This is a genomic window from Mucilaginibacter rubeus (assembly GCF_014643835.1).
GTDB classification, from domain to species: Bacteria; Bacteroidota; Bacteroidia; order Sphingobacteriales; family Sphingobacteriaceae; genus Mucilaginibacter; species Mucilaginibacter rubeus.
In genome coordinates this window covers 102800-125561 of the sequence record NZ_BMKD01000004.1, presented here as the reverse complement: position 1 = coordinate 125561, position 22762 = coordinate 102800, and the positions used below count along the sequence as shown (strand labels likewise).

The following is a 22762-nucleotide window of genomic DNA, read 5'->3' as shown; positions in this document are numbered from 1 at the left end:
AAATAAAGGTATTGCCGGAATCTTTACCATGCAAAATCTCATATCTCACATCTGATATCTCATATCTATAATTATACCGCTACGTTGTTTTCACGCAGGGCGTCATTTAATGACGTTTTTTTGTCGGTTGATTCCTTGCGGGTGCCGATGATGAGGGCGCAAGGCACCTGGTATTCGCCGGCAGCAAACTTTTTGGTATATGAACCCGGAATTACCACCGAGCGGGCAGGTACGCGGCCTTTATATTCAACCGGGGTGCTGTGGGTAACATCGATGATTTTGGTTGATGCGGTTAATACCACGTTTGCACCTAATACAGCTTCATGTTCAACATGTACGCCCTCAACAACAATGGCACGTGAACCAATAAAGCAGTTATCTTCAATAATAACCGGGGCAGCCTGTAGCGGTTCTAAAACACCACCAATACCAACACCACCGCTTAAGTGTACATGTTTGCCAATCTGCGCACATGAGCCTACAGTAGCCCAGGTATCAACCATGGTGCCTTCATCAACATAAGCGCCAATATTTACGTACGATGGCATCATGATAACACCTTTGGCCAGGTGGGCACCGTAGCGGGCAATACCATGAGGTACCACGCGAACGCCGGTTTGCTTGTAATCCGTTTTGAGTTTCATTTTGTCATGAAAAACAAAAGGGCCGGTTTTAATTTCTTCCATCTGCCTGGTCGGGAAATACAAAACAACCGCCTTTTTAATCCACTCATTTACATGCCAGCGTGTGCCAATGGGTTCGGCCACACGGATCTCGCCTTTGTCCAAACGGTCAATAACGGTTTCAATGGCGTTGGTGTATTCATTATAGTTCAGCAGGTTCCTGTCTTCCCAGGCCTCTTCAATCAGTTTTTTAAGATCTTGCATTGGTGAAATTAAACTTTTGGCAAATTAAAGGATTTTTTACTTTTATGCTGTTTTGATGCCTTCATGGCCATAAAGGGACAAAACAGGGACAAAATTGATTACCTTATATTAATGTTTTTTGAGTTATGAATTTATTTACTTGCACACTTCCGAAGAAGATTAGCAGGGACAAAGATAATAAAAAGTGGTTTGTTCGCTACTCCATTACTTATAATGGCGAAAAAACAGAATACCCTAAAGAGTATAGTGAAAATTCACCCCGGAATTTCAATAAGTCTCCAATTCGATTGCTTTGGTAGAATCCCAACCTTTCTTTTTAAAAAGTCTTTTGCTTAAAAGTAGTCCTAAAGACAAACCTAAAACTACTCCTGATACGCTGAACGGCAAAACGAAATTGACAGGGTTTTTCAATATAGCAAATTGGTAAAAGATTGCTACACCAACAAGCAAATAAGAAATGATGGTCGATATTGAAACCCCGATTTTTTTAGGCCGGGGAACGAAATAAGCAGTAAGTACTATCAGAACAAAACACAGAATGAAAAACACAAGGAAATGATACATTGCATCAGTAACAATGTTTTTAGCCATAAAATCATTTAAAGGGTTGGCGTATGCTAATGCAGATATCAGGCCAGTAAAAATTAAAAAGGCAAATAAAACTCCTAAAATCGTTTTAAAGATATTCATCCTGTAGGTTCGGTTATCAAAGATAAAAATACTTCGGTCTAATATTTATTAATGTGAAATTGATAAAGAAGGCTTGAGATTCATTAAGAATGAAGAAGGTGTAGTTTTACATGCTTACAAAGATATTGTAGGTGTTTGGACTATCTGTATAGGCTGTACTTATTATCCGAACAGTAAACCAGTAAAAGAAGGTGATATCATCACTCAAATCCAATGTGATGACCTTTTTTTGAATGTTTGCGTATAATATTTTGACTTACAGAGCCTTGTTTTACACACATTTATACAATATCCGGACAATCGATGGGTAGCTATATAAAAAACATTAAGTAAGCCTTAATTTTATGTAAACGGAAACCAACGTTTAAACTAATTAGGTGTCAAAGCCTTCCGGACAGCGAGTGTCGGGGAGGCTTACTTTTTTTATTTCAACGGGCGCTTATAGGTATAATTCCGGGGTTGGTATAATAGATTTTTGGGTAAATAACTTGATTTTAAAAGAGCGTTTATTTATTGTTATTTGTTAATGTTGTTGGTAAATAAGTTTATAAAACAGTAAACATTAGCACTTTACTTATCGTATAACTGCTTATTATATCAATCTGTTAGCTTAGCTGAATATTGGTATAATTGTTTTAACCTTTTAATTTATTGCTGTTAACAAATTATTCCCAATATGACCCCTTTAGTACTATTTGCAGTTATTTTGCTTTCGGTGGCACTGCTGCTTATCTTAAGCGTTTTGTTTTTTAGTTTACTCAAATACATCCAAAGGCGCTATTATCCACACTGGAAATTTCCGGATTATGTTAGTGTTGGTTATGCCGAATACCTTTATCATAAGTTCATTAAAAAAGACCTGCCCAAGTAAATTGTAAAAACGAAGTTTTGCGGTTGTTGATTTGCCAGCATATTAAAAAATGTTGTGTTAATTAGCCCTTGTGACTGTGAATCGTAATTTTTATAAAGACGTATTATTTGGTGTAGCCGTTGGCGACGCACTGGGTGTTCCTGTTGAATTTAAATCGCGGGAAGACATTGCTAAAAAGCCGGTAACTGATATGACCGGTTTCGGTACTTATGGACAGCCGCCGGGTACATGGTCGGACGATAGTTCGTTGACTTTTTGTCTCGCCGATGTTTTAGCAGATGGTTATAGTTTGCAAAAAATTGCCGATAGTTTTGTTAACTGGTTATATAACGAACAATGGACTGCGCGCGGAGAGGTGTTTGACGTAGGCATGGCAACCCGAGTTGCTATTGAACGGGTTTTACACAAAGTACGGCCCGATCTGGCCGGTGAGTTCGATGAATCATCAAATGGCAATGGTTCGTTAATGCGGATTCTGCCTCTACTATTTTACATAAAAGATAAGCCTGTAAAAGAGCGTTTTGCCATCGCAAAAGAGGTATCATCTATAACACATGGACATGTGCGTTCAGTAATAGCTTGTTTTTATTACCTGGAGTTTGCCCGTAGCTTGCTGGCAAATAATGATCCTGAATCTGTTTATCAGAAAGTAAAGACTGAAGTGTCTTCGTTTTTAGAGGGAACAACTATTAACCCTGATGAAATAGCCTTGTTTGACAGGTTATTGAAAGGCGATATTTACATGCTGCCTGTAACTGAAATACAAAGTAGCGGGTACGTACTGCATACTCTTGAAGCGGCAATTTGGTGTTTGTTAACCACAACGAACTATAGCGAAGCCGTATTAAAATCTGTAAATTTGGGCCTTGATACCGATACCACCGCAGCGGTAACAGGTGGATTGGCTGGTTTAATTTATGGTTTTGAAAGTATTCCGGAACATTGGGTACTTATGCTTGCCCGGAAAAATGATATTGATGCATTGGCCGAACGCCTGGCCAGTAAATATAAAAGCAATTGAATGTTATGGCCGAAAAAGAGAAACTGAGAATAGATAAATACCTGTGGGCCATCCGCGTGTTTAAAACACGTACGCTGGCTTCTGATGCCTGTAAGGCCGGCCGCATCAAGCTGGACGGTAAAAACATCAAGCCGTCATACGAGGTGAAAATTGGCGATGTTTACCAGGTAGCAAAGGGCATTGAACGCAAGGTTGTAAAAGTAACCGGCTTGTTGGAAAACCGGGTAGACGCCAAAACGGCTGTCAATTTTTACGAGGATATAACTCCTGTTGAACAAACCCAGGCCTTTAAATCAATGTTTCATGCCCCGATACTGAAGCGTGATCGTGGCACGGGCCGCCCCACTAAGGCCGACAGGCGCGAGATTGATGACCTGAAAGATAATTTTTTTGAAGAGCAGGAGGAAAACCAGGATTAAGCAGATTTTAGGGATTGATGGATTTTGATTTGCAAATGAGAATCAAAGTCCTGCCCATCTGATAAATCCTACAAATCCGGGTTCAGACAAAATGTCCTCCCCCAAATCCCGGTCAATAATGATCTTTATGCTCGGTTGTTTCCCAAAGTTTAAAGGCGGTTAACGCTTCATCACGAAGGATTTGGACAAAAGGGAGCTTGCGTTTTTCCATGGTACAGCCCAGTTCATCATAAATAAAATGATCGTCGAAACCTATCGCGGCCGCATCGGCTTTGGTATTGGCGTAATAAATTTTATCGATACGGGCCCAGTAAATGGCACCCAGGCACATGGGGCATGGTTCGCAGCTGGTATAAATTTCGCAGCCTGATAAATTATAGGTTCCCAGTTCCTGGCAGGCCAGACGGATCACCGAGACTTCGGCGTGTGCGGTAGGGTCATTAGTGGGCACAACACGGTTGGCGCTGCGGGCTATGATCATGCCGTCCTTAACAATTACGGCCCCAAAAGGCCCGCCCATTCCGCGCTTTACATTGTCTTCGGCCAACTCAATGGCTATGCGCATAAATTTTTCGTGTGCCGTATTTTCCATATTGTCCTAAATTAAAAAACCTCAACCGAAGTTGAGGTTTTAATTTGAAAATGTGTCAATTTGAATATTTGAAAATGACTTGTAATTTTCAAATTACTACATCATCAAATTTTCAAATCGTATATTATTTTTTGTCTTTAGCGTAAGCTTCGTTAAGGCGTTTGGCAACGTCAACGGTAACATCTAAAGATGGATCACCATACAATACGGTTGGATTGGCTTTTGAATAGGTTAACACCAGTTTGTAGCCTTTTTCTTTAGCATAACCTTTTACAAAGTCGGCAATTTTATCATACAGCTTAGCATTTTCAGAGGCTTGCTCGTTTTGGAATTCGGCACCTGCATTTTGAGAGTAGCCCTGTAATTCCTGTTGTTTACGCTGTAACTGTTGCTCAGTAGCCTGGCGCTGATCGGCAGGCATAGTAGCCTGATTTTTCTGGTACTCGGCAACCTGGCGCTGAAAAGCCTGACCGCGGTTTTGCAGATCGGTTTGTGATGCTTTGCCTTTTTCTTCAAGGCGTTTTGACATATCCTTAAAGTAATCGTACTTGTTTAATAGAGAATCGGAGTTTACATAAACAATAGTTTCTTTATCAGGAGTTGCTGTGGTTGCAGCAGCCGGTTTATCGGCGGTTTTATTTTGAGTACAGGCCGCAACGCTACCTGCAATTGCTAATCCTAAAGTAAGTTTGGTTAAAACTGAAGCACTGGTTTTCATTCTGTCAATCTGAAAATTATTATAAAATTTTGACAAAGATAATCTTTCATTGCAAGTATCCTAATCGGATGTGCAGATAATCAGATGTGCAGATTTCAGAACGCGAATGTGTAGATGATGTTTGTTGCGGCAGTCCGTTATTTGAAAACGAAGATTTTTTTCACGCTAAGGCGCTAATGCCGCAAAGGTTGGTTTGCCTCAAAGGTTTTTATGGTCTGTAAATTTGCATTAGGGATAGTAGCGGATACCGGCCTGAGGGTAATGCCTGCAGGCGTATGAGCGGATAGCCCGGCCGCAGGCAACGCCATTAATGATTTTGAATATCGGATTTTTGATTTCGGAACTTATGAATTGGATTCTTTAAAATTATTAATGCATTGCCAGGGTTGGAAATACAACAAATTCTATAAATCCTTTAAATTCTATAAAATTCGAGTTCAGACAAAGTATTCTGACAATTCTAAAATCCTGTAAATTCTGATTCAGACAACTCTCCACAACAGTACTTTTATCCACAAATAATCGTTAATACGGGGTATTTTTTGTAATTTTGAAGATTGTTTCATTAAATAAATATGAGCGAAGAAATTCAGGATAAATCCAATTATTCAGCAGATAACATACAGGTTTTAGAAGGTTTAGAGGCGGTGCGCAAGCGTCCGTCGATGTACATTGGCGATACAGGTGTTAAAGGCTTGCACCACCTTGTATATGAAGTAGTTGATAACTCTATCGACGAAGCCCTTGCCGGTTATTGCGATGATATAAAAGTTACTATACATGTTGGCAATTCCATAACCGTATCAGATAACGGTCGTGGTATCCCTACGGGTATCAATACAAAAGAGGGTAAATCGGCGCTTGAAATTGTAATGACCGTTTTGCACGCCGGTGGTAAATTTGATAAGGATACTTATAAAGTATCCGGCGGTTTACACGGTGTGGGTGTGAGTTGCGTTAACGCATTATCAACCCATGTGAAGACCCTTGTGCACCGTGAAGGCAAAATCTTTACCCAGGAATACGAACGCGGCAAGCCGATGTTTGACGTTAAGGAAATTGGCGTATCTGATAAAACAGGTACTATTCAAACCTTTCAACCCGATCCGGAGATTTTTACTACAACTACCGAGTATAAATATGATACGCTTGCTGCCCGTTTGCGTGAACTGTCGTTCCTGAACAAAGGCATTCGCCTGAGTTTAACCGATGAGCGTGAAACCCAGGAAGATGGTACTTTCCGTAGCGAAGAGTTTTTCTCAGAAGGTGGTTTGCGCGAGTTTGTTAAGTTTTTGGACGGAACACGTACATCGATCATCCCCGAGCCCATTTATGTAGATGGTAATAAGGGGGGCATCCCGGTTGAGCTTGCCCTCCAGTATAATGATACATACAGCGAGAATGTTTTTTCGTACGTAAATAACATTAACACCATTGAGGGTGGTACGCACGTAGCGGGCTTCCGTCGCGGTTTAACCCGTACCTTAAAGGCTTATGCCGATAAAGAGGGCTTGCTGAAAAACGTAAAAGTTGAGATCAGCGGCGATGACTTCCGCGAAGGATTAACTGCCATTATATCAGTAAAAGTTCAGGAGCCTCAGTTTGAAGGCCAAACCAAAAGTAAGTTGGGTAACAACGAGGTAATGGGCGCGGTTGACGTAGCTGTGGGTGAAATTTTGGGTAACTTTTTGGAGGAAAATCCTAAAGAAGCCCGCCTGATTGTAAATAAAGTAATCCTTGCCGCTACCGCCCGTGCCGCCGCCCGTAAAGCGCGCGAAATGGTGCAGCGCAAGAGTGTGATGACAGGCTCGGGATTGCCGGGTAAGCTGTCTGATTGTGCCAATAGCGATCCAACCCTTTGTGAGTTATTCCTTGTCGAAGGTGACTCGGCGGGTGGTACCGCCAAACAGGGCCGTAACCGTGAGTATCAGGCTATTTTACCATTACGTGGTAAGATCCTGAACGTGGAGAAAGCCATGGAGCATAAAATTTACGAAAACGAGGAGATCAAGAACATGTTTACCGGTTTGGGCGTAAGCCGCGGTACGCCTGAAGATGATAAAGCCCTTAACTTAAGCAAGCTCCGTTACCATAAGATCATCATCATGACGGATGCCGACGTGGACGGTTCGCACATTACCACGCTGATCCTTACCTTCTTCTTCCGTTACATGAAGGAGCTGGTTGAGGCCGGTTATGTATATATTGCTTCGCCGCCGCTTTACCAGGTTAAAAAAGGTAAGGAGTATGAATACTGCTGGAACGACGTACAGCGCGATGCCGCTATTCAGCGCCTTAAAGGTGCCGGCAAGGAAGACAGTGTGCACGTGCAGCGCTATAAAGGTTTGGGTGAGATGAACGATATCCAGCTTTGGGATACTACCATGAACCCGGCAACCCGTACGCTTAAACGCGCTACCATTGAAAACGCCGCCGAGTGCGACCATACCTTCAGTATGCTGATGGGTGATGAAGTTGCCCCACGCCGCGAGTTCATTGAGCGCAACGCTAAATACGCTAAAATAGATTCGTAAGCCCCCCGACCCCTGAAGGGGAGAGATGGTTGATACAATTTTTAAGGCCCGCTTCTTTTTGAAGCGGGCCTTTTTTGCAGGAGCTTGTCCGCGCTTGGTTTTGGTAGGGCGTATTTAAATCCATTTTGCCGGAGTTATTGTAATCGCTAACTTTAATTATGGAACATTACGATAATCGGGTTGATGCCTACATCGAAAAATCGCCCGAATTTGCAAAGCCAATTTTAAACTATCTGAGAGCTGTGGTGCATGAAGCCTCGCCTATGATAATTGAAACCATGAAATGGAGCATGCCTTTTTTTGATTATAAAGGTGTGGTTTGCAATATGGCCGCTTTTAAACAACATTGCTCATTTGGTTTTTGGAAGGCATCGTTATTATACGACCCACAAAAGGTATTAAGCCTGGCCGATCAGGCTGCAGGTAGCTTCGGCCGCCTGACCAGTATTGATGGCCTTCCTCCAAAGGAAATACTTATAGCGTTTATACAGCAGGCGATGGTCCTAAATGAAGATAATAAACCCAGGCCGGCTTCCCAAAAGAAGTCGCCCGCCCAACGCGACGAGCTGGTAGTACCTGACTACTTCGTGAAATTTTTAGAAGCTCATCCGCAAGCCTGGTTAAACCTTAACCAATTCAGCTACTCGCAGAAAAAGGAGTATATTGAATGGATAACCGAAGCCAAAACCGAGGCCACCCGCCTTAAGCGTATGGAAACCGCCGCTGAGTGGCTTACTGAGGGTAAATCAAGGCACTGGAAGTACAAATAAATTCCAAATACCGAATATTAAACTTAACGCTTATGTTTTTCATCGATCTTAAGTATATCGCCCCTCTTGAAGAGATTGATGCTTATATGGAGGTCCATCTGAAGCATCTTAATAAATATTATGATGAAAAGGTATTTGTTGTTTGGGGGCCTAAGGTGCCGCGCACGGGTGGAGCTATCCTGGCCTTTGCGGGCTCAAGGGAGCAAATAGAGAAGATCATTACCGAAGATCCCTTTTACAAGCATAACCTTGCTGAATTTACCGTCACCGAGTTCTTGACTCCTGTGTATCATCCAGATTTAACGGCACTGCTGGACGGTGCGGAATAGGTTTAGTTTATTTTATCCAGCCGGGTTGGTTTTTCATTTGGAAAGCTGAACACCATGTAAATTTTGTTGCCTTCTGTATGGAAAGTAATATCGGCCCGTTCATTTTCGTACATAAAGAATGATGCTTTTGCATATGGTATAATTACCATAGGTATTGCATCATTTTGGACGAAATATAGTTTGCCTTCAGCAACATAAGTCTTGAATTTGTTTTTTTCATCGCCTGCTATCTGGTAATTACCTTCATATTGTTCCAATTGCTTTGCAGGTATATTAATAGCCTTATGCTGTTTGCAATAAGCAAATTTTATTGCGTTTTGCATTACTTGCGCCAATGCTGCCCCATGCCCGGCATTTGGGGTGATCGCGGTAGCAATATCAAGCCCTTTACAATGCTGGTTTTCCATGTAGATTTTAAAATCCTGAATGTTTTTGCTGGTTAAGAGCTCAAAAGAACCTACGCCTAAAAATACCCTGCAGTTAATGTCATGATTATTGGCGAAGTATTTTTTAGCCGAAGGGATCAGTTCACTGCCGCTGTTGCCCGGAGCGCCTATGAAAATCATGTTAAACAGGTTGGGGTGCTCAAACAATACCATGGTAGTGAACATGCCACCAAACGAATAACCGTATAGTGCTTTATTATCGCTTACACGATACTTGCTTTGTATAAAAGGAATTACTTCCTGCTCAATAAATGATATGAACTTTGGTCCGCCGGTTGCGGGGTTCAGGTCGCGGCTTCGCTGGTTTGGGCGGCTGCCGTAACCAATGCCTACAATGAGTGCTTCGGTGGTTTCATAATCCTGCCGGAGCATGTTGAAGCAGTTCATGGCAACGGTCATGTTCCAGTCGCCATCGGTCATGTATAATACCGGGTATTTGGTTTTAGTAGTATCATAACCCGGAGGAAAATGTACGTAGATGGTATAATCTTCGCCAATAACTGTTGAGTGATAGTCCCATTGCACCATGTCTTTGTCCGTAAAGGGGGCGGGGGTATCGCTTTTAACCTGCGCGGCAGCAATGTTTGCGAAAAAGATAAAAGCAAGCAGACAGAGGTTGGTCTTGATACTTTGTTTCAACATGGCGTGTGGTTATATAAATTAAGATAGTCTTAATTTACAAATGGTTACAGCGTTGCTGAAATAAAAAAGGAATACCGGGAGAGGAATTTTCATTCCCCCTTTAGGGGGCTGGGGCTAAAAATCCAGCGGCCCCAGCCTTTTCATATTTTTCATAATAAGGTATTGCCTGTGCTTTAAATATTTGGTTGGGTTGGTGGCCGACCATTTTAGCGGGCTTGGGAAAATCACCGCTATGGCGGCGGCTTCCTGCCGGGTTAAATCGGAGGCCGGTTTGTGAAAATAAGCCTGCGAAGCAGCCTCAACACCGTATATGCCATCGCCCATTTCAATCTCGTTCAGGTAAACCTCCATGATGCGCTTTTTGCTCCAAAAGGTTTCTATCAATATGGTAAAATAAGCTTCGATACCTTTACGGAGTATGGAACGGCCTTCCCAAAGGAAAACATTTTTGGCTACCTGCTGTGATATGGTACTGCCGCCAATTAGTTTTTTGCTGTGCGAATTTTTTTCGATAGCTTTTTCGATGGCGTTAAAATCGAAGCCGTGGTGCTCTAAAAAGGTCTGATCTTCGGCAGCAACGGCGGCACGTTTCATATTGTCGGAGATCTCGTCAAAATCTTTCCATTTTTTATCTATCTTCCATTCCTTACCTGCCGATTTACGCTGGAAGCCGCGTTCGATCATTAACCAGGTAAAAGGAGGGTTTATAAAACGGTAACCAATTACACCCAAAAGGCTTAAACCAAAAAACAGGATGAATATCAGTTTAAAAATTCTGAATATCAATTTAGGGACGCCATAAAGCTTTGAATCCGATGGTGAATTCCGTTTGCCCGACTTTGATTTTTGGTTGTTTTTGCCGAAGAATTTGAACACTGTTATAAAATATTTCCTGATAAAAGAAGAGGGTGCTTTGCTTTAGCAAAACACCCTCTAAAATTCTAAATTTTTTCCAGAAATCCGAAATAAATATTCTTGATTTCGGATTTCGAGTTTTCGATTTCGAATTTGTTTTTATTTAATTCTAATCATAAAAAAAAGGTGTTTTGAATTAACAAAACACCTTTTAAGTTTTTCAAAATCCGAAATCTTAAATCCGAATTCCGAAATATAATTATTCCGCTACTACTTCAAACGGAACCTGTACTTTAACTTCTTTATGCAGGTTGATGTTGGCAACATACTCACCAACAAATTTTGGCTCCTGGTCAAAAGTGATACGACGACGGTCAACTTCAAAACCTTCTTTTTTCAATGCATCAGCAATTTGGATAGTGTTGATAGCACCGAAGATTTTGCCTGTTTCGCCGGCTTTAGCACCAATGTTAAGTTTAACACCTTCTAAACGAGCTGCGATAGCATCAGCATCCTTGCGGATTTTTTCTTGCTTAAATTGAGCTTGTTTAAGGTTTTCGGCTAAAACTTTACGTGCGCTTTCGGTAGCTAATATGGCGTAGCCTTTTGGTAAAAGGTAGTTACGGCCATAACCTGGTTTCACATTTACGATATCGTCTTTATCACCCAGGTTTTTTACATCTTGTTTTAAAATAACTTCCATTTCTTAAATCTCCTATTATTTTAATGAATCTGTAACGTAAGGTAATAAACCGATGTGGCGTGCGCGTTTAACAGCCTGTGCCACTTTACGCTGAAACTTTAATGAAGTACCGGTTAAACGGCGTGGTAATACTTTACCCTGGTCGTTAATGAACTTTAATAAAAAGTTTGCGTCTTTGTAATCAATATACTTGATACCGTTCTTTTTGAAACGGCAGTATTTTTTACGGTTATCCTCCACTTTTGGAGCGGTAACATATTTAATTTGTTCGTTAGCCATTAGTTTGCTGCCTCCTCTGCTTTAGCTGCTGGTTTTTTGTTAAAAGCACCGCTGCGTTTTTTGTCATTGTAAGCAATGGCATGTTTATCCAAAGCAATGGTCAGGAAACGCAAAACACGCTCATCGCGCCTTAACTCTATCTCCAATTTGTTAATTAATTCACCCGGAGCCTTAAATTCAGTTAAGTGATAGTACCCTGTAGTTTTCTTTTGGATTGGGTACGCTAATTTTCTCAAACCCCAATTATCCTCCTGGACAATTTCGGCTCCGCCATCAGTAAGAATTTTGCTGTATTTGGCATTTGCCTCTTTAGCAGTCTCTTCTGAAAGCAACGGGGTTAGAACGATCACGATTTCGTACTGTTGCATTATACTTGATTTTTAATTATTTACCCGCTATAACGGGGCTGCAAATGTAGGGGTAATTATTGAAACAATCAAATGTTTTTAAATGAAATGCTACGTGTGTAACAGCAAATTAGCCCGGCAGTGCTATATTAGCAGCCAAATTAATATTATGAAAAAGAACCTGCTCCTTTTTATCGCATTTTTTATAACAACAACCGGTGCAATAAAAGCACAAACAATAGGGCCCGCGCAGCAACGCCTGCTTGATTCGCTTTGTAAGGAACTGTCCAAAATTGACGTGGCAAAGATATCTACCAAACAAGCTGCCAATGATGCTTTTGAAAAGTGCTTTGAAAACCATGCCGACTTGCTGATGGATGTAGCCAAAGAGCAAAATGTTGAGGTAACCGATGAACCGGCAATGAGTAAAGTAGGCGTGGAGATCGGTAAAAACCTGATGAAGCAAAAATGTGGATCTTTTATGCAACTGGCCATGAAAATGGGAAAGGGTGACGATGCTGAGGGTACCGGCGCGCAGGTTACTACCGGCGTATTTAAACGGATTGATACAAAAGGATTCAATTATATTGTTATAACAGATAAGGCGGCGGCCGAAAAATCATTTATCTGGCTCAGGCAGTTTTCCGGGTCTGAGAAATTTATAGATGCTTCACCGGCTAAACTTGCCGGTAAAAAACTGCAGATAACCTGGAAGGACCTGGAAGTGTATCTGCCGCAAGCCAAGGGGTATTATACGGTAAAGGAAATAGTATCGATAGATATTCTGTAAACAGGGGAGAGATTGTGTTGATAAAAACAATATTTTTTCTAAAACTTATGGCATAGCTTATGGTTTTACTTAAAAACTCATAAGCTATGCAACCCGCAACTATTCAAGCCGAAAAAGGAACAAGCAATCCGCTTACTTTCGATGAGATCTTAATGTATGGCGGAGGGGATGATCCCCTTGAAGGCGACTGGGACGACCAGGAAGATGAAGATTTTGATGATATCCTTGAGGATAAAGAAGATCTGCATGAAATACAGGTTGATGGCAGTATCGGTGAGCCCGACCCCGAAGATGATGATCATTTGCCTGATGATGATATTTAATATATTATGTGTTAAGTCGTGTTTGTTTGACCGCGATATATTAAGTTCCTTTTTGCTTATTCCTGTTTATTTCCTGTTGCTGCCTTAAAAAGGCAATCAGAGCAGCCTATTCCCTAAGCTGAGTTAAATTAAAATTGCGTAGTAATCATAACGCAGGCTCTTTTGTGTCTATTTTTTTCTTCATGATTTAATTTTTTTCGACCTGAGTTTCATTGACTTAAACGTATAGTTAAATTTAATTTGAAGTTAAAATGCGAATAATGTAATTTATTTGCTACATTACGATTGTTTTTGTATTAGCAATAGTATTATTGATGTGATTTTAATAAAAAAATAATATTATTTTTAATAGATTATCATTTTTTGTTATTTGAAATTAATCGTTAGCCGAAACTGTCTGTTATGAAAAAATTAGTCGTCTTATTGCCGATATTATTATCTTTTTTTTTAGCAAAAGCACAAAATCAGGATGTGCATATTAGCCTGGAGGCCCAGGGCATTGTCACTACCAATAATTCAGTGCCATTTTGGTTAAGGGCAAATCAGTTTGGCAGTATTCCGTTATCGGGTGGGTCCGGTAGCTTAATCGGAAAAATTCGGAAAGATTATGATACAACAAAAACTTACGACTGGGCCGCATCCTTTGAAGGTAGAGGAAATGCCGGAAATAATAGCAAGTTTATTTTAGTTGAGGGATTTGTAAAGGCCCACGCCGGTATTTTTGAATTGAAAGCTGGCCGTTCAAAGGATATTGTGGGGATTGTAGATTCGACCCTTTCATCCGGGGCATTTCCGATTTCAGGTAATGCCTTAGGCATACCCAAGATTAGTTTAAGCATACCCAACTATTATAGTATTCCATTTTTCGGGAAATTATTTGCAGTTAAGGGGACGTTAGCAAGTGGTTATTTAGGAGATGTTAAAGTTAGAACTGGTGAAAGGCCAACAGATTTCAAAGGTTATTATCTGGAAAATACACTGTATGTTAAAATAGGCAAGCCATCATGGAGATTTAAGTTTCAGGCGGGCTATAATCATGAAGCCTTATGGGGAAATGAAAAACGTGTGTTTAGCCGTTTTCAATTGTCGGGATCCGAAACGTATTGGTATGTGCTTACCGGTAAATTATATCAGGGAAGTAAAGTTGGCAATCATTTAGGTTCGTTAGACATGGGCGCTGAATATAGATTTGATGGGGTCACGGTATCAATATATCGCCAAAACTTTTATGATATAGGTGCCTTAAGGTCATTAGCTAATGTCACAGATGGCTTAAACGGAATTACTTTCGTTAATAACAAGCCAAACTCGGATCATTTTTACTGGAAGAAGTTTTTATTTGAATTTTTATACACAGCGAACCAGGCTGGTAAGGCGGATTCCAAGAAAACAAAATCAGGTGCTGAAAATTATTACAATAATTATGAGTACGAAGAAGGATGGTCATATAACGAAGTTGGATTGGGTACCCCCTTTATAACTACAGTAAATGATGTAAGAGATAGCCAAATAGGTAATAACAAGCAATTTTTTGTAAATAACAGGGTTTTAGCGTTGCATACCGGTGTGCAGTTTTATGCCTTTAACTGGCTTTATACAGGCAAGTTTTCCTATTCAGAAAATATGGGAACTTATGATAATGGCACTGAACTGTATAGATCGGTTGGAGGCAAAATACGAAGCCCTGCCAATTATGGGGCATTTAAAAAGGTGCATCAATACTCAACCTATTTTGAGGGAATCAGGGCGTTAAAAAATGGTTATTCTGTTGGATATGATCTGGCATATGATCATGGGGGCCTGCTTTACAATTCGTTTGGCATTATTTTAAAGGTGTCAAAAGCGTTTATGTAATAATGCCGGGTTTAACATGGCGAAGAGGCCGGTGTGTAAAAAAATTAGCAAAGCCGCTCTTTCACCAAATCTAATTTCTCACTACCTTAGCACTTGTGGATAATTTCATTGTTTCGGCCCGTAAGTATCGCCCGGCTACTTTTGAAACCGTTGTTGGTCAGCAACATATAACCAATACGCTCAAAAACGCTATAAAAAATAACCAGCTGGCACAGGCATTTTTGTTCTGTGGGCCGCGTGGCGTGGGCAAAACTACCTGCGCACGGATCCTGGCAAAAACCATTAACTGTACCAATTTACAGCCCAATGGCGAAGCCTGCGGCGAATGCGCTTCATGCAAGGCTTTTGAAAACGGAAATTCTTTTAATGTTCATGAGCTTGACGCTGCTTCAAACAACTCTGTTGATGATATCCGCAGTTTGATTGAGCAGGTACGGATCCCGCCCCAGGCGGCACGTTACAAGGTTTATATTATTGATGAGGTGCACATGCTGTCGCAGGCCGCTTTTAACGCGTTCCTGAAAACACTTGAGGAACCACCTCATTATGCCATATTTATATTAGCTACTACCGAAAAGCATAAGATCCTGCCAACCATTCTTTCGCGCTGCCAGATCTTTGATTTTAACCGCATCAGGGTTGAGGATATGGCCAACCATCTGGCATCAATTGCCGGCAAGGAAAGCATAGGTTATGAGCCCGACGGCCTGCATATCATAGCCCAGAAAGCCGATGGCGGTTTGCGCGACGCGCTTTCGATGTTTGATCAGATTGTAAGCTTCTCTGGTGGCAAAGTTACTTATCGTTCGGTTATCGATAACCTGAACATACTTGATTACGATTATTATTTTAATATAACTGAGAGCCTGCTTAAGGAAGATACCGCTAAAGTATTATTGTTTTTTGACGAGATCCTTTCGCGCGGGTTCGATGGCGCGCATTTTATAGCCGGGCTTTCTGAACATTTCAGAAATCTGTTGGTGGGGAAGGATCAATCGACACTAAAGTTGCTTGAGGTGAGTGAAGGCATTAAAACAAAATACCTGCAGCAATCGCAGCAGGCATCGGTGTCGTTTTTGCTCTCGGCCATGAATATTGCCAATCAGTGCGATATTAGTTATAAGCTCAGCAAAAATCAACGGCTCCAGGTTGAACTGGCATTACTCAAGATGTGCCACCTGCCATCGGTGTTTAACCTGGCAACCACACCACTCACTGTAACTTCCGCGACCGACGGGGGACTAAAAAAAAAACCTGATACCTCAACAGTAGCGCCTGTTAACGGAGCGCAGGCAAGCCCTGCTGTATCTATGGTGAGCGAAGCCGCACCGGTATACAGTGCCCCACCAAAAGAGGTTGTAACGCCATCTGTACAGGTAAAAGAAACAATAACATCGCCTGCTGAAAAGCCTAAGATAGTAATGCCTTCGCGAAGTACGCTCACCCCTTCATTAACCGGTGAAGTTAAAACGCAGGAAGAATTACTTGAAGAAGAGGACCCATATTTAAAAGGAGAGGATAAAGAGGATTTTACTATGGACGCCTTTTTGCAATGCTGGAGCGATTTTGCTGCATTCGCAAAAAAAGAGGGTAAAAAAACTTTGCTAACCGTTCTTACAGCGGGCGCGCCGCGCATGCTAAAGCCCTATGTTTTTGAAGTAATAGTAGGCAATATGGTGCAGGAAAACATTTTCAGGGATGAAAAGCCGGTTATGTTGAATTATCTGCGCAGTACACTTAAAAATTTTACTATCGAGGTAAATGCCCGGGTTGACGAACAAAAGGTAGTACGTAAGCCTTATACCGCGCCCGAAAAGTTTCAGCATATGGCAGCCCGCAACCCGCAGTTGCTGGAATTGAAAAGCCGGTTTAATCTTGATTTTGATTAACCGGGTTTTGAATGCTGAGCTGCGGGCTTAATTAAAAACCCACAACTCAGCAGTTAATAAATTATCTCAGGGGTTCCCTGTCATTTTTGGGGTATCCCTCTTCATCAAGGTCGTCGCGGTCATCTTCGGGAGTATGAGAAAGGGCGGCATCAACCGGATCAATCTCAACACTTTCTCCGTTGTCAATGTGCATTCCCAATTCATCTACATCGGTTTCAAGCGAACGGTCTTCGTCAAATTCGCCCTCTACATCGTAAGGGTTTGCCTCGTCATAGGTGGAGTTAAAATCCTCGCCGTTTTTTGCGGCAGTGTGATACGGGTCGGGATGGTCATAATCCGGGTCATCGCTTTTAACATCGTATTCGTAGCTATTATCGTCCGGGTTATAGCTCAGGTCTTCCTTATCAATGGTTTCGCCCAGTTCATCTTTCAGGCTTTCGTCGCGATCAGGCAGATCATCATTGAAACCTGCATCGTCTATTTGATCGTAGTTCATAGGTTTGTGCTTTTATTATATAAATATACGCAGTAAAAATCCTGCCAAAAAGCAAATCAACCAAAAAAGATTTAGCCTAAGCTTAATAATGGATCTGTTTGCGGTAAGATGTAACACCACCAATGGCAAATTTAAAACCTAAAGTAACCTGCGAATACGCGTCATTATGCGCGCCGGCTACGTAGGCGTCCAGATTATCGCCCATAATAAAATTGTACTGGTAGCCCAGGTCAATTTTAACTGCAGGCTGGTTGTAACTGTTAAACAGCTTAAACTCATAACCCAGCCTTAGTGGTATAAATATTTCATTTGTTTTGCGTTCGTAGGGTAATTCCAGGCCCTGCTCTAATAAAAGCGCATCTTGTGTTCTGTCTACAACATTATTATTAATGTATCCTAAGCCCGATGACAGGTAAAGGTTTTTAAAAGCATTGGCTACAGCACTTTTCGAGTAGTCAATTAATTCGCCTGCCTGTACCTGCACCCTGAAAGAGTAAGCACTGAAATGGTTTTCAAATTGCCTTTGAGTACTTGTAGCCGGCGAACCGCCTTTTAAACGGCCTACCTCCACATTAAATACATAATTTACAAACGGGCTTTGATTGTAAGTAAAGTTAAGATTTATAGAAGGTGTTGTTTTTAGGGTTTGCACATCGGTGGAACTGGCCTGGTTGATACCTGCGGCAAAGCCAACGTCATATTGTGCATAATCAAAGCCTATTTGGGCTTTAGCTAAAAAAGATACAGAACACAGCAGGATTATAATGGAGATTTTTAGTATGGATTTTATCATAAATAAACGGCAGCACCTGTATAAAAGGAGCTTGTTTTATGGTAAGCGTTTTATTTTATAAAAATAGCACCAAAGTTTATAAAAACAACAATGCCGGTACTAATAATTGTCATTATAACGAAATCTATAATTTTTCATTGCGTTATTTGATAAAATTGATAAAGTCAATTTTATATATTTGGGCCGTTTGTATAACAAAAACCACATCAGGCATGTCAAAAATAAAAGTAGAGAATCCGGTAGTTGAACTGGATGGCGATGAAATGACCCGAATAATCTGGAAATTCATCAAAGACAAATTGATTACCCCGTACCTTGATCTTGATATTAAATATTACGATCTGGGTATCGAGTACCGCGACCAAACCGACGACCAGGTAACTATTGACGCAGCTAACGCTATTAAACAATACGGCGTTGGTATTAAATGTGCTACTATTACGCCCGACGAAGCGAGGGTGAAAGAGTTTGGGTTAAAACAAATGTGGAAATCGCCGAACGGTACTATCCGTAACATATTGGACGGCACTGTTTTTCGTGAGCCTATTGTTATGTCCAATGTACCCCGCCTGGTACCTAACTGGACAGCACCTATCTGTATTGGCCGTCACGCGTTTGGCGATCAGTACCGTGCTACCGATTTCTTAACCAAAGGCAAAGGTAAATTAACCGTTAAGTTTACTCCTGAAGATGGCGGCCCCGAGCAATCATACGAGGTATTTAATTTTAAAGGTGATGGCGTTGCATTAACCATGTACAATACCGATGAGTCTATCAAAGGATTTGCGCATGCCTGCTTTAACCAGGCTTTAATGAAAGGCTGGCCTTTATACCTTTCAACCAAAAATACCATCCTTAAAAAATATGATGGCCGCTTCAAAGATATTTTTGAAGAGATCTATCAAAATGATTACAAACAAAAGTTTGAAGCAGCGGGTATCACCTATGAGCACCGCTTAATTGACGACATGGTTGCATCGGCCCTTAAATGGAACGGTAACTTTGTTTGGGCTTGTAAAAACTACGATGGCGACGTACAGTCAGATACTGTAGCACAGGGCTTTGGTTCATTAGGTTTAATGACCTCAACCCTCGTTACCCCTGATGGTACTGTAATGGAAGCTGAAGCTGCCCACGGTACTGTAACCCGTCACTATCGTGATCACCAGGCCGGTAAGCCAACCTCGACAAATCCAATTGCATCTATTTTTGCCTGGACAAGAGGTTTGGAATTCCGTGGGATCCTGGATAAGAACACAGAATTGATCAATTTCTGCAAGGCTTTGGAAGAAGTTTGTATTGAAACCGTTGAAAGCGGCAAAATGACCAAGGATTTGGCCATTACCATTAAACCCAAAGTGGAGCATGGTACCGATTACCTGTACACCGAGGAGTTTTTGGCTGCAATTGACGAAAACCTGAAAAAACGCTTAGGTAAATAATAAAATGCTTATTCAATAAAAGGGGCTGTCTCGATTTGAGAACAGCCTCTTTTTGTTAGAATTTATTCATAAGATAACTCGAATAAAATAATTTAAACGCCAATCTTCTACTTTTAAATTATTTCTTAGACCTTATTATGCCATTGTATTCAAATAACAAAGGGAAACTCCAAAAATTAAATCTTATATCATTAGATAAAGAGAAAGCCCTTCAAAAATTAGTTGAGGAAAATTTACTTGAAATTTTAGACATTAAATTTTTATATTCTGAATATCCAACGACACATGGAGGAAGGATTGATACGTTGGCAATCGACTCTGAAGGAGCTCCAGTAATTCTCGAATACAAAAGAAACAGAAATGATAACGTCATTAACCAAGCGTTATCATATTTGAAATGGCTTAAATCTCAGAAGGTTGAGTTCTTCGAAAGATTAGTTGTAAAAAAATTGGGCGATAATAATTCAATTGAAATAGACTGGCATCATCCGAGAGTAATTTGCATTGCTGAAAGTTATAGTAAATACGATATCGATACATTAGAAATCATCCCATTACGGCTTGAGCTTTATAAATATCACTATTATGAAAATGATATTTTCGCTTTAGACAAAGTTAATGGGGATGATGAAAAAATAGATTCGACGATTATCGTTTCGAAAAAAAAGGAGAGCATAAAAGAATTTAATCTACAAATCAAACAAAACGATTCATCGCAATTGTTGGATATTAACCTGGAGAGGCAATTAAATAAAGCGCAGCCTTTTGTAAAAGAGTTGTTTTTTGATTTAAGAAAAACAATTTTTGAACTGGATGAAAATATCTATGAGAAAGCTAATGCCAATAATATAGCATTTAGAATATCTAAGATGTTTGTGGAGGTACATATCCAAACAGATAATGTATTAATTTATTTAAGACCAATAAACTATAATGACCCTTTGGGCAAAGTTTTTAAAGTCCCAGATACCCACCGATGGACATTGAATAGAGGGTTACGGATTAGAACAGTTACCGATTTAAATTATGCGGCCCCGTTAATAGAAAAGTCCTATCAAGATATATTGTAAACCAATTTAGCATTTTCAATTATCTATTTAACTCCTAACTTAGCGGTCAAAATACACAACACTATGTCGGCATTATATCCATTAAAATTTAAAACCATATATAAAGACAAGATATGGGGCGGTCAAAAGATAAAAACCTATTTGCATAAAGATTTTGGCAGCCTGCCCAACTGCGGCGAAACCTGGGAAATATCCGGCGTTAAATCTGATGTTTCGGTTGTAGCTTCGGGCGCTTTGGAAGGCGAATCACTGGCCGACTTATTAGAGCAATACAAAGATGAGCTGGTTGGTAAAAAGGTTTATGATCACTTCGGCAACATCTTCCCGTTATTGGTGAAATTTATTGATGCCAATGATGATCTTTCGGTACAGGTACACCCCGATGACAAGTTGGCCAAAGTACGCCATAACTCATTTGGTAAAACCGAAATGTGGTATATCATTGAAGCCGATCCGGGGTCGACACTGATTACCGGTTTTAACCAGGAAATGACCGAGCAAAAATATGTCGATGCTTTAAACAGCGGTCATATCATGGATATCCTTAACAAAGAAGATGCAGTAGCTGATGATGTTTTCTTTTTACCCGCAGGCAGGGTGCATACTATTGGCAAAGGTTTATTGATTGCCGAAATTCAGCAAACATCTGATATCACTTACCGTATTTACGATTTTGACCGCGTTGATGATAAAGGCAATAAACGTGAGCTACATACTGAAGAAGCCCTTGCTGCTATCGATTATAAACATTATCCCGAATACAAAACATTATACGAGCCTAAAGAGAATGAAACCGTAAAATTGGTTAGCTGCCCGTATTTTACAACCAATGTGCTTGATTTTGATGAAAGCACATCAAAAGACTACTCGGCCCTTGATTCTTTTGTGATCCATGTTTGTGTTGAAGGTGGATATACCGTTAAATATAACAATGAAGCGTACGCCGTTAAAATGGGCGAATGTATCCTGTTGCCAAAAAGCATCGATAAAATTGAGCTGGAAACAACAGGTGGCTTTAAAATACTGGAAAGCTATATTGAATAATAGCATACGGTTGTTTCCTGCGTTTATGAAAAAACAAATATATTTTTTAAGCCTGGCCACAGTGGCATTACTTGCGGGTAATGCCTGCAAAAAAGAAAAGGGTGAACCTGTAAATGCTTATGCAGGTAAGTATTCGCTGATATCAGAAACGAATATAAACATCACCACCGGTCACTCAGATACCTATACAAACGTTGTATCTCCATGCATAAGTGATAACCAAACTACCCTGAAAGGTGATGGCACATGGACAGCCGCTTACGTAGGCGCTGAAGATTGTTATGTTTCAAGGACTGATAATAGTTACACTATTATTGGGCAAAAGGGGGCATCTGCGTCAGGTTCCTGGGTGCAAAGCGGTAACCGGATAAAGTTTACTTTGTCCAATAAATCTGTTTCATACGGCGTGGTGAGCAATGTAGGCGGAAAAGTTCAGCTTACATTTAAAGATACCTCCCAATACTTTATTTCTACTTCGGTGTTAATGAAGCAATAATAAATACGGAGCCTTTTAGGTTCCGTATTTATTTACTTGCTCGTTCACTTGCAGTTAAACGTTGTCAAAAACCTCTTTTAACTGATTTATTCTTACAGGTTTGAACAGATAGTCAGAAACTTCAGAAATATTTTTAGCCCGGTGGATATCGTTAAGATCAACGGATGAGCTCACCATATAAACAGCGATCTTTTTCCCCGTTCGGGGTTTTATTTTCGCAAATTCATGCATAAACTCCCATCCATCCATAACCGGCATATTAATATCCAGTAATATTACATCGGGTAGGTTATGGTCTTCGTTTGCTTTTTTCAATGCGCAAATGGCTTCTTCTCCATTTACAAAATGGCTTAATTGGGTATTCAGTTCCTTTATGCTTATTAATTTTTTAAGGCCGTAAACGTAAATACTATCATCATCCACAATCCAGGTGTTAGCCGGACTTCGCTCTGCAATCATCTC

At 40.6% G+C, this 22762-nt stretch carries 27 protein-coding genes; 15 read left to right on the top strand and 12 right to left on the bottom strand.

All coding sequences use genetic code 11. The features are described 5' to 3' along the window. Positions 1-71 precede the first annotated feature (71 nt). Both IEX80_RS14450 and IEX80_RS14445 read right to left on the bottom strand, forming a co-directional pair. Complete coding sequence (locus IEX80_RS14450; RefSeq protein WP_090528546.1) at positions 72-887, bottom strand: 2,3,4,5-tetrahydropyridine-2,6-dicarboxylate N-succinyltransferase; 816 nt, start codon at positions 885-887, stop codon at positions 72-74. A 267-nt stretch (positions 888-1154) separates the two neighbouring features. Beyond that, positions 1155-1577: a hypothetical protein gene (locus tag IEX80_RS14445; RefSeq protein WP_090528543.1), complete on the bottom strand. Its 423-nt coding sequence runs from the start codon at positions 1575-1577 to the stop codon at positions 1155-1157. Positions 1578-1650: 73 nt separating this feature from the next. Between IEX80_RS14445 and IEX80_RS14440 the strand changes: the two genes are divergently transcribed. The 4 genes from IEX80_RS14440 to IEX80_RS14425 all read left to right on the top strand — a co-directional run bounded on the left by IEX80_RS14440 (position 1651) and on the right by IEX80_RS14425 (position 3888). Next, positions 1651-1824 (top strand): lysozyme, encoded by a 174-nt coding sequence (locus IEX80_RS14440; RefSeq protein WP_188833314.1) that lies wholly within the window; start codon positions 1651-1653, stop codon positions 1822-1824. Between the two features lie 429 nt (positions 1825-2253). After that, positions 2254-2448, top strand: a complete 195-nt coding sequence (locus tag IEX80_RS14435) for a hypothetical protein (protein ID WP_090528540.1) — start codon at positions 2254-2256, stop codon at positions 2446-2448. Positions 2449-2524: 76 nt separating this feature from the next. Beyond that, positions 2525-3469: an ADP-ribosylglycohydrolase family protein gene (locus tag IEX80_RS14430; RefSeq protein ID WP_176628060.1), complete on the top strand. Its 945-nt coding sequence runs from the start codon at positions 2525-2527 to the stop codon at positions 3467-3469. A gap of 5 nt (positions 3470-3474) precedes the next feature. Beyond that, positions 3475-3888 (top strand): RNA-binding S4 domain-containing protein, encoded by a 414-nt coding sequence (locus tag IEX80_RS14425; RefSeq protein ID WP_091166679.1) that lies wholly within the window; start codon positions 3475-3477, stop codon positions 3886-3888. Positions 3889-4000: 112 nt separating this feature from the next. On the opposite strand, the gene IEX80_RS14420 is transcribed toward IEX80_RS14425, so the two are convergent. Then, complete coding sequence (locus IEX80_RS14420; protein WP_090528535.1) at positions 4001-4480, bottom strand: nucleoside deaminase; 480 nt, start codon at positions 4478-4480, stop codon at positions 4001-4003. A gap of 124 nt (positions 4481-4604) precedes the next feature. Beyond that, positions 4605-5198, bottom strand: a complete 594-nt coding sequence (locus IEX80_RS14415; RefSeq protein WP_090528531.1) for an OmpH/Skp family outer membrane protein — start codon at positions 5196-5198, stop codon at positions 4605-4607. Positions 5199-5773: 575 nt separating this feature from the next. Here IEX80_RS14415 and gyrB point away from each other — a divergent pair. The 3 genes from gyrB (at position 5774) to IEX80_RS14400 (ending at position 8831) form a co-directional block, all read left to right on the top strand. Further along, positions 5774-7732 (top strand): DNA topoisomerase (ATP-hydrolyzing) subunit B, encoded by a 1959-nt coding sequence (gene gyrB / locus IEX80_RS14410; RefSeq protein WP_090528528.1) that lies wholly within the window; start codon positions 5774-5776, stop codon positions 7730-7732. 158 nt (positions 7733-7890) lie between these two features. Beyond that, positions 7891-8502, top strand: a complete 612-nt coding sequence (locus IEX80_RS14405) for a YdeI/OmpD-associated family protein (RefSeq protein ID WP_188833313.1) — start codon at positions 7891-7893, stop codon at positions 8500-8502. A gap of 32 nt (positions 8503-8534) precedes the next feature. Then, complete coding sequence (locus IEX80_RS14400) at positions 8535-8831, top strand: YciI family protein (RefSeq protein ID WP_188833312.1); 297 nt, start codon at positions 8535-8537, stop codon at positions 8829-8831. 2 nt (positions 8832-8833) lie between these two features. Here the strand turns inward: IEX80_RS14400 and IEX80_RS14395 are convergent, their stop codons facing one another. The 5 genes from IEX80_RS14395 to rpsF form a co-directional block, all read right to left on the bottom strand. Next, the gene (locus tag IEX80_RS14395; RefSeq protein ID WP_188833311.1) at positions 8834-9919 is read right to left on the bottom strand and encodes an alpha/beta hydrolase; all 1086 of its coding nucleotides are present in this window, start codon (positions 9917-9919) and stop codon (positions 8834-8836) included. 114 nt (positions 9920-10033) lie between these two features. Continuing rightward, the gene (mtgA, locus tag IEX80_RS14390; protein WP_188833523.1) at positions 10034-10705 is read right to left on the bottom strand and encodes a monofunctional biosynthetic peptidoglycan transglycosylase; all 672 of its coding nucleotides are present in this window, start codon (positions 10703-10705) and stop codon (positions 10034-10036) included. A 328-nt stretch (positions 10706-11033) separates the two neighbouring features. Further along, a complete protein-coding gene (gene rplI, locus IEX80_RS14385) occupies positions 11034-11477 on the bottom strand; it encodes a 50S ribosomal protein L9 (RefSeq protein WP_090528515.1) in 444 nt (147 codons plus the stop codon). Positions 11478-11492: 15 nt separating this feature from the next. Further along, a complete protein-coding gene (rpsR, locus tag IEX80_RS14380; RefSeq protein WP_022833472.1) occupies positions 11493-11756 on the bottom strand; it encodes a 30S ribosomal protein S18 in 264 nt (87 codons plus the stop codon). Further along, entirely contained in the window at positions 11756-12124 is a 369-nt protein-coding gene (rpsF, locus tag IEX80_RS14375; RefSeq protein WP_090528512.1) for a 30S ribosomal protein S6, read from the bottom strand. Before rpsF ends, rpsR begins: the two co-directional genes overlap by 1 nt. 148 nt (positions 12125-12272) lie before the next feature. Between rpsF and IEX80_RS14370 the strand changes: the two genes are divergently transcribed. From IEX80_RS14370 to IEX80_RS14355, 4 genes are all read left to right on the top strand, one after another. Further along, positions 12273-12893 (top strand): hypothetical protein, encoded by a 621-nt coding sequence (locus IEX80_RS14370; RefSeq protein ID WP_176628065.1) that lies wholly within the window; start codon positions 12273-12275, stop codon positions 12891-12893. Between the two features lie 86 nt (positions 12894-12979). Next, positions 12980-13216 carry a hypothetical protein gene (locus IEX80_RS14365; RefSeq protein WP_090528506.1) on the top strand — a complete coding sequence of 79 codons (237 nt, stop codon included), beginning with the start codon at positions 12980-12982 and terminating at the stop codon, positions 13214-13216. A 402-nt stretch (positions 13217-13618) separates the two neighbouring features. Then, positions 13619-15070 carry a capsule assembly Wzi family protein gene (locus tag IEX80_RS14360; RefSeq protein ID WP_188833310.1) on the top strand — a complete coding sequence of 484 codons (1452 nt, stop codon included), beginning with the start codon at positions 13619-13621 and terminating at the stop codon, positions 15068-15070. 95 nt (positions 15071-15165) lie between these two features. Next, entirely contained in the window at positions 15166-16959 is a 1794-nt protein-coding gene (locus IEX80_RS14355; protein WP_090528498.1) for a DNA polymerase III subunit gamma/tau, read from the top strand. Between the two features lie 61 nt (positions 16960-17020). Here the strand turns inward: IEX80_RS14355 and IEX80_RS14350 are convergent, their stop codons facing one another. Continuing rightward, entirely contained in the window at positions 17021-17455 is a 435-nt protein-coding gene (locus IEX80_RS14350; RefSeq protein WP_090528494.1) for a hypothetical protein, read from the bottom strand. Between the two features lie 82 nt (positions 17456-17537). Then, complete coding sequence (locus IEX80_RS14345; RefSeq protein ID WP_090528491.1) at positions 17538-18248, bottom strand: hypothetical protein; 711 nt, start codon at positions 18246-18248, stop codon at positions 17538-17540. Between the two features lie 212 nt (positions 18249-18460). Here IEX80_RS14345 and IEX80_RS14340 point away from each other — a divergent pair, with 212 nt between their 5' ends. The 4 genes from IEX80_RS14340 to IEX80_RS14325 all read left to right on the top strand — a co-directional run bounded on the left by IEX80_RS14340 (position 18461) and on the right by IEX80_RS14325 (position 22300). Next, entirely contained in the window at positions 18461-19690 is a 1230-nt protein-coding gene (locus tag IEX80_RS14340; RefSeq protein ID WP_090529643.1) for an NADP-dependent isocitrate dehydrogenase, read from the top strand. A gap of 137 nt (positions 19691-19827) precedes the next feature. Further along, on the top strand, positions 19828-20760 hold the full coding sequence (locus IEX80_RS14335) for a DUF5655 domain-containing protein (RefSeq protein WP_188833309.1): 933 nt from the start codon (positions 19828-19830) through the stop codon (positions 20758-20760). 63 nt (positions 20761-20823) lie between these two features. Further along, positions 20824-21804, top strand: a complete 981-nt coding sequence (locus tag IEX80_RS14330) for a type I phosphomannose isomerase catalytic subunit (RefSeq protein ID WP_188833308.1) — start codon at positions 20824-20826, stop codon at positions 21802-21804. Between the two features lie 25 nt (positions 21805-21829). Next, on the top strand, positions 21830-22300 hold the full coding sequence (locus tag IEX80_RS14325) for a hypothetical protein (RefSeq protein ID WP_176628071.1): 471 nt from the start codon (positions 21830-21832) through the stop codon (positions 22298-22300). Positions 22301-22354: 54 nt separating this feature from the next. Here the strand turns inward: IEX80_RS14325 and IEX80_RS14320 are convergent, their stop codons facing one another. Beyond that, positions 22355-22759: a response regulator gene (locus tag IEX80_RS14320; protein WP_090528481.1), complete on the bottom strand. Its 405-nt coding sequence runs from the start codon at positions 22757-22759 to the stop codon at positions 22355-22357. Positions 22760-22762 lie beyond the last annotated feature (3 nt).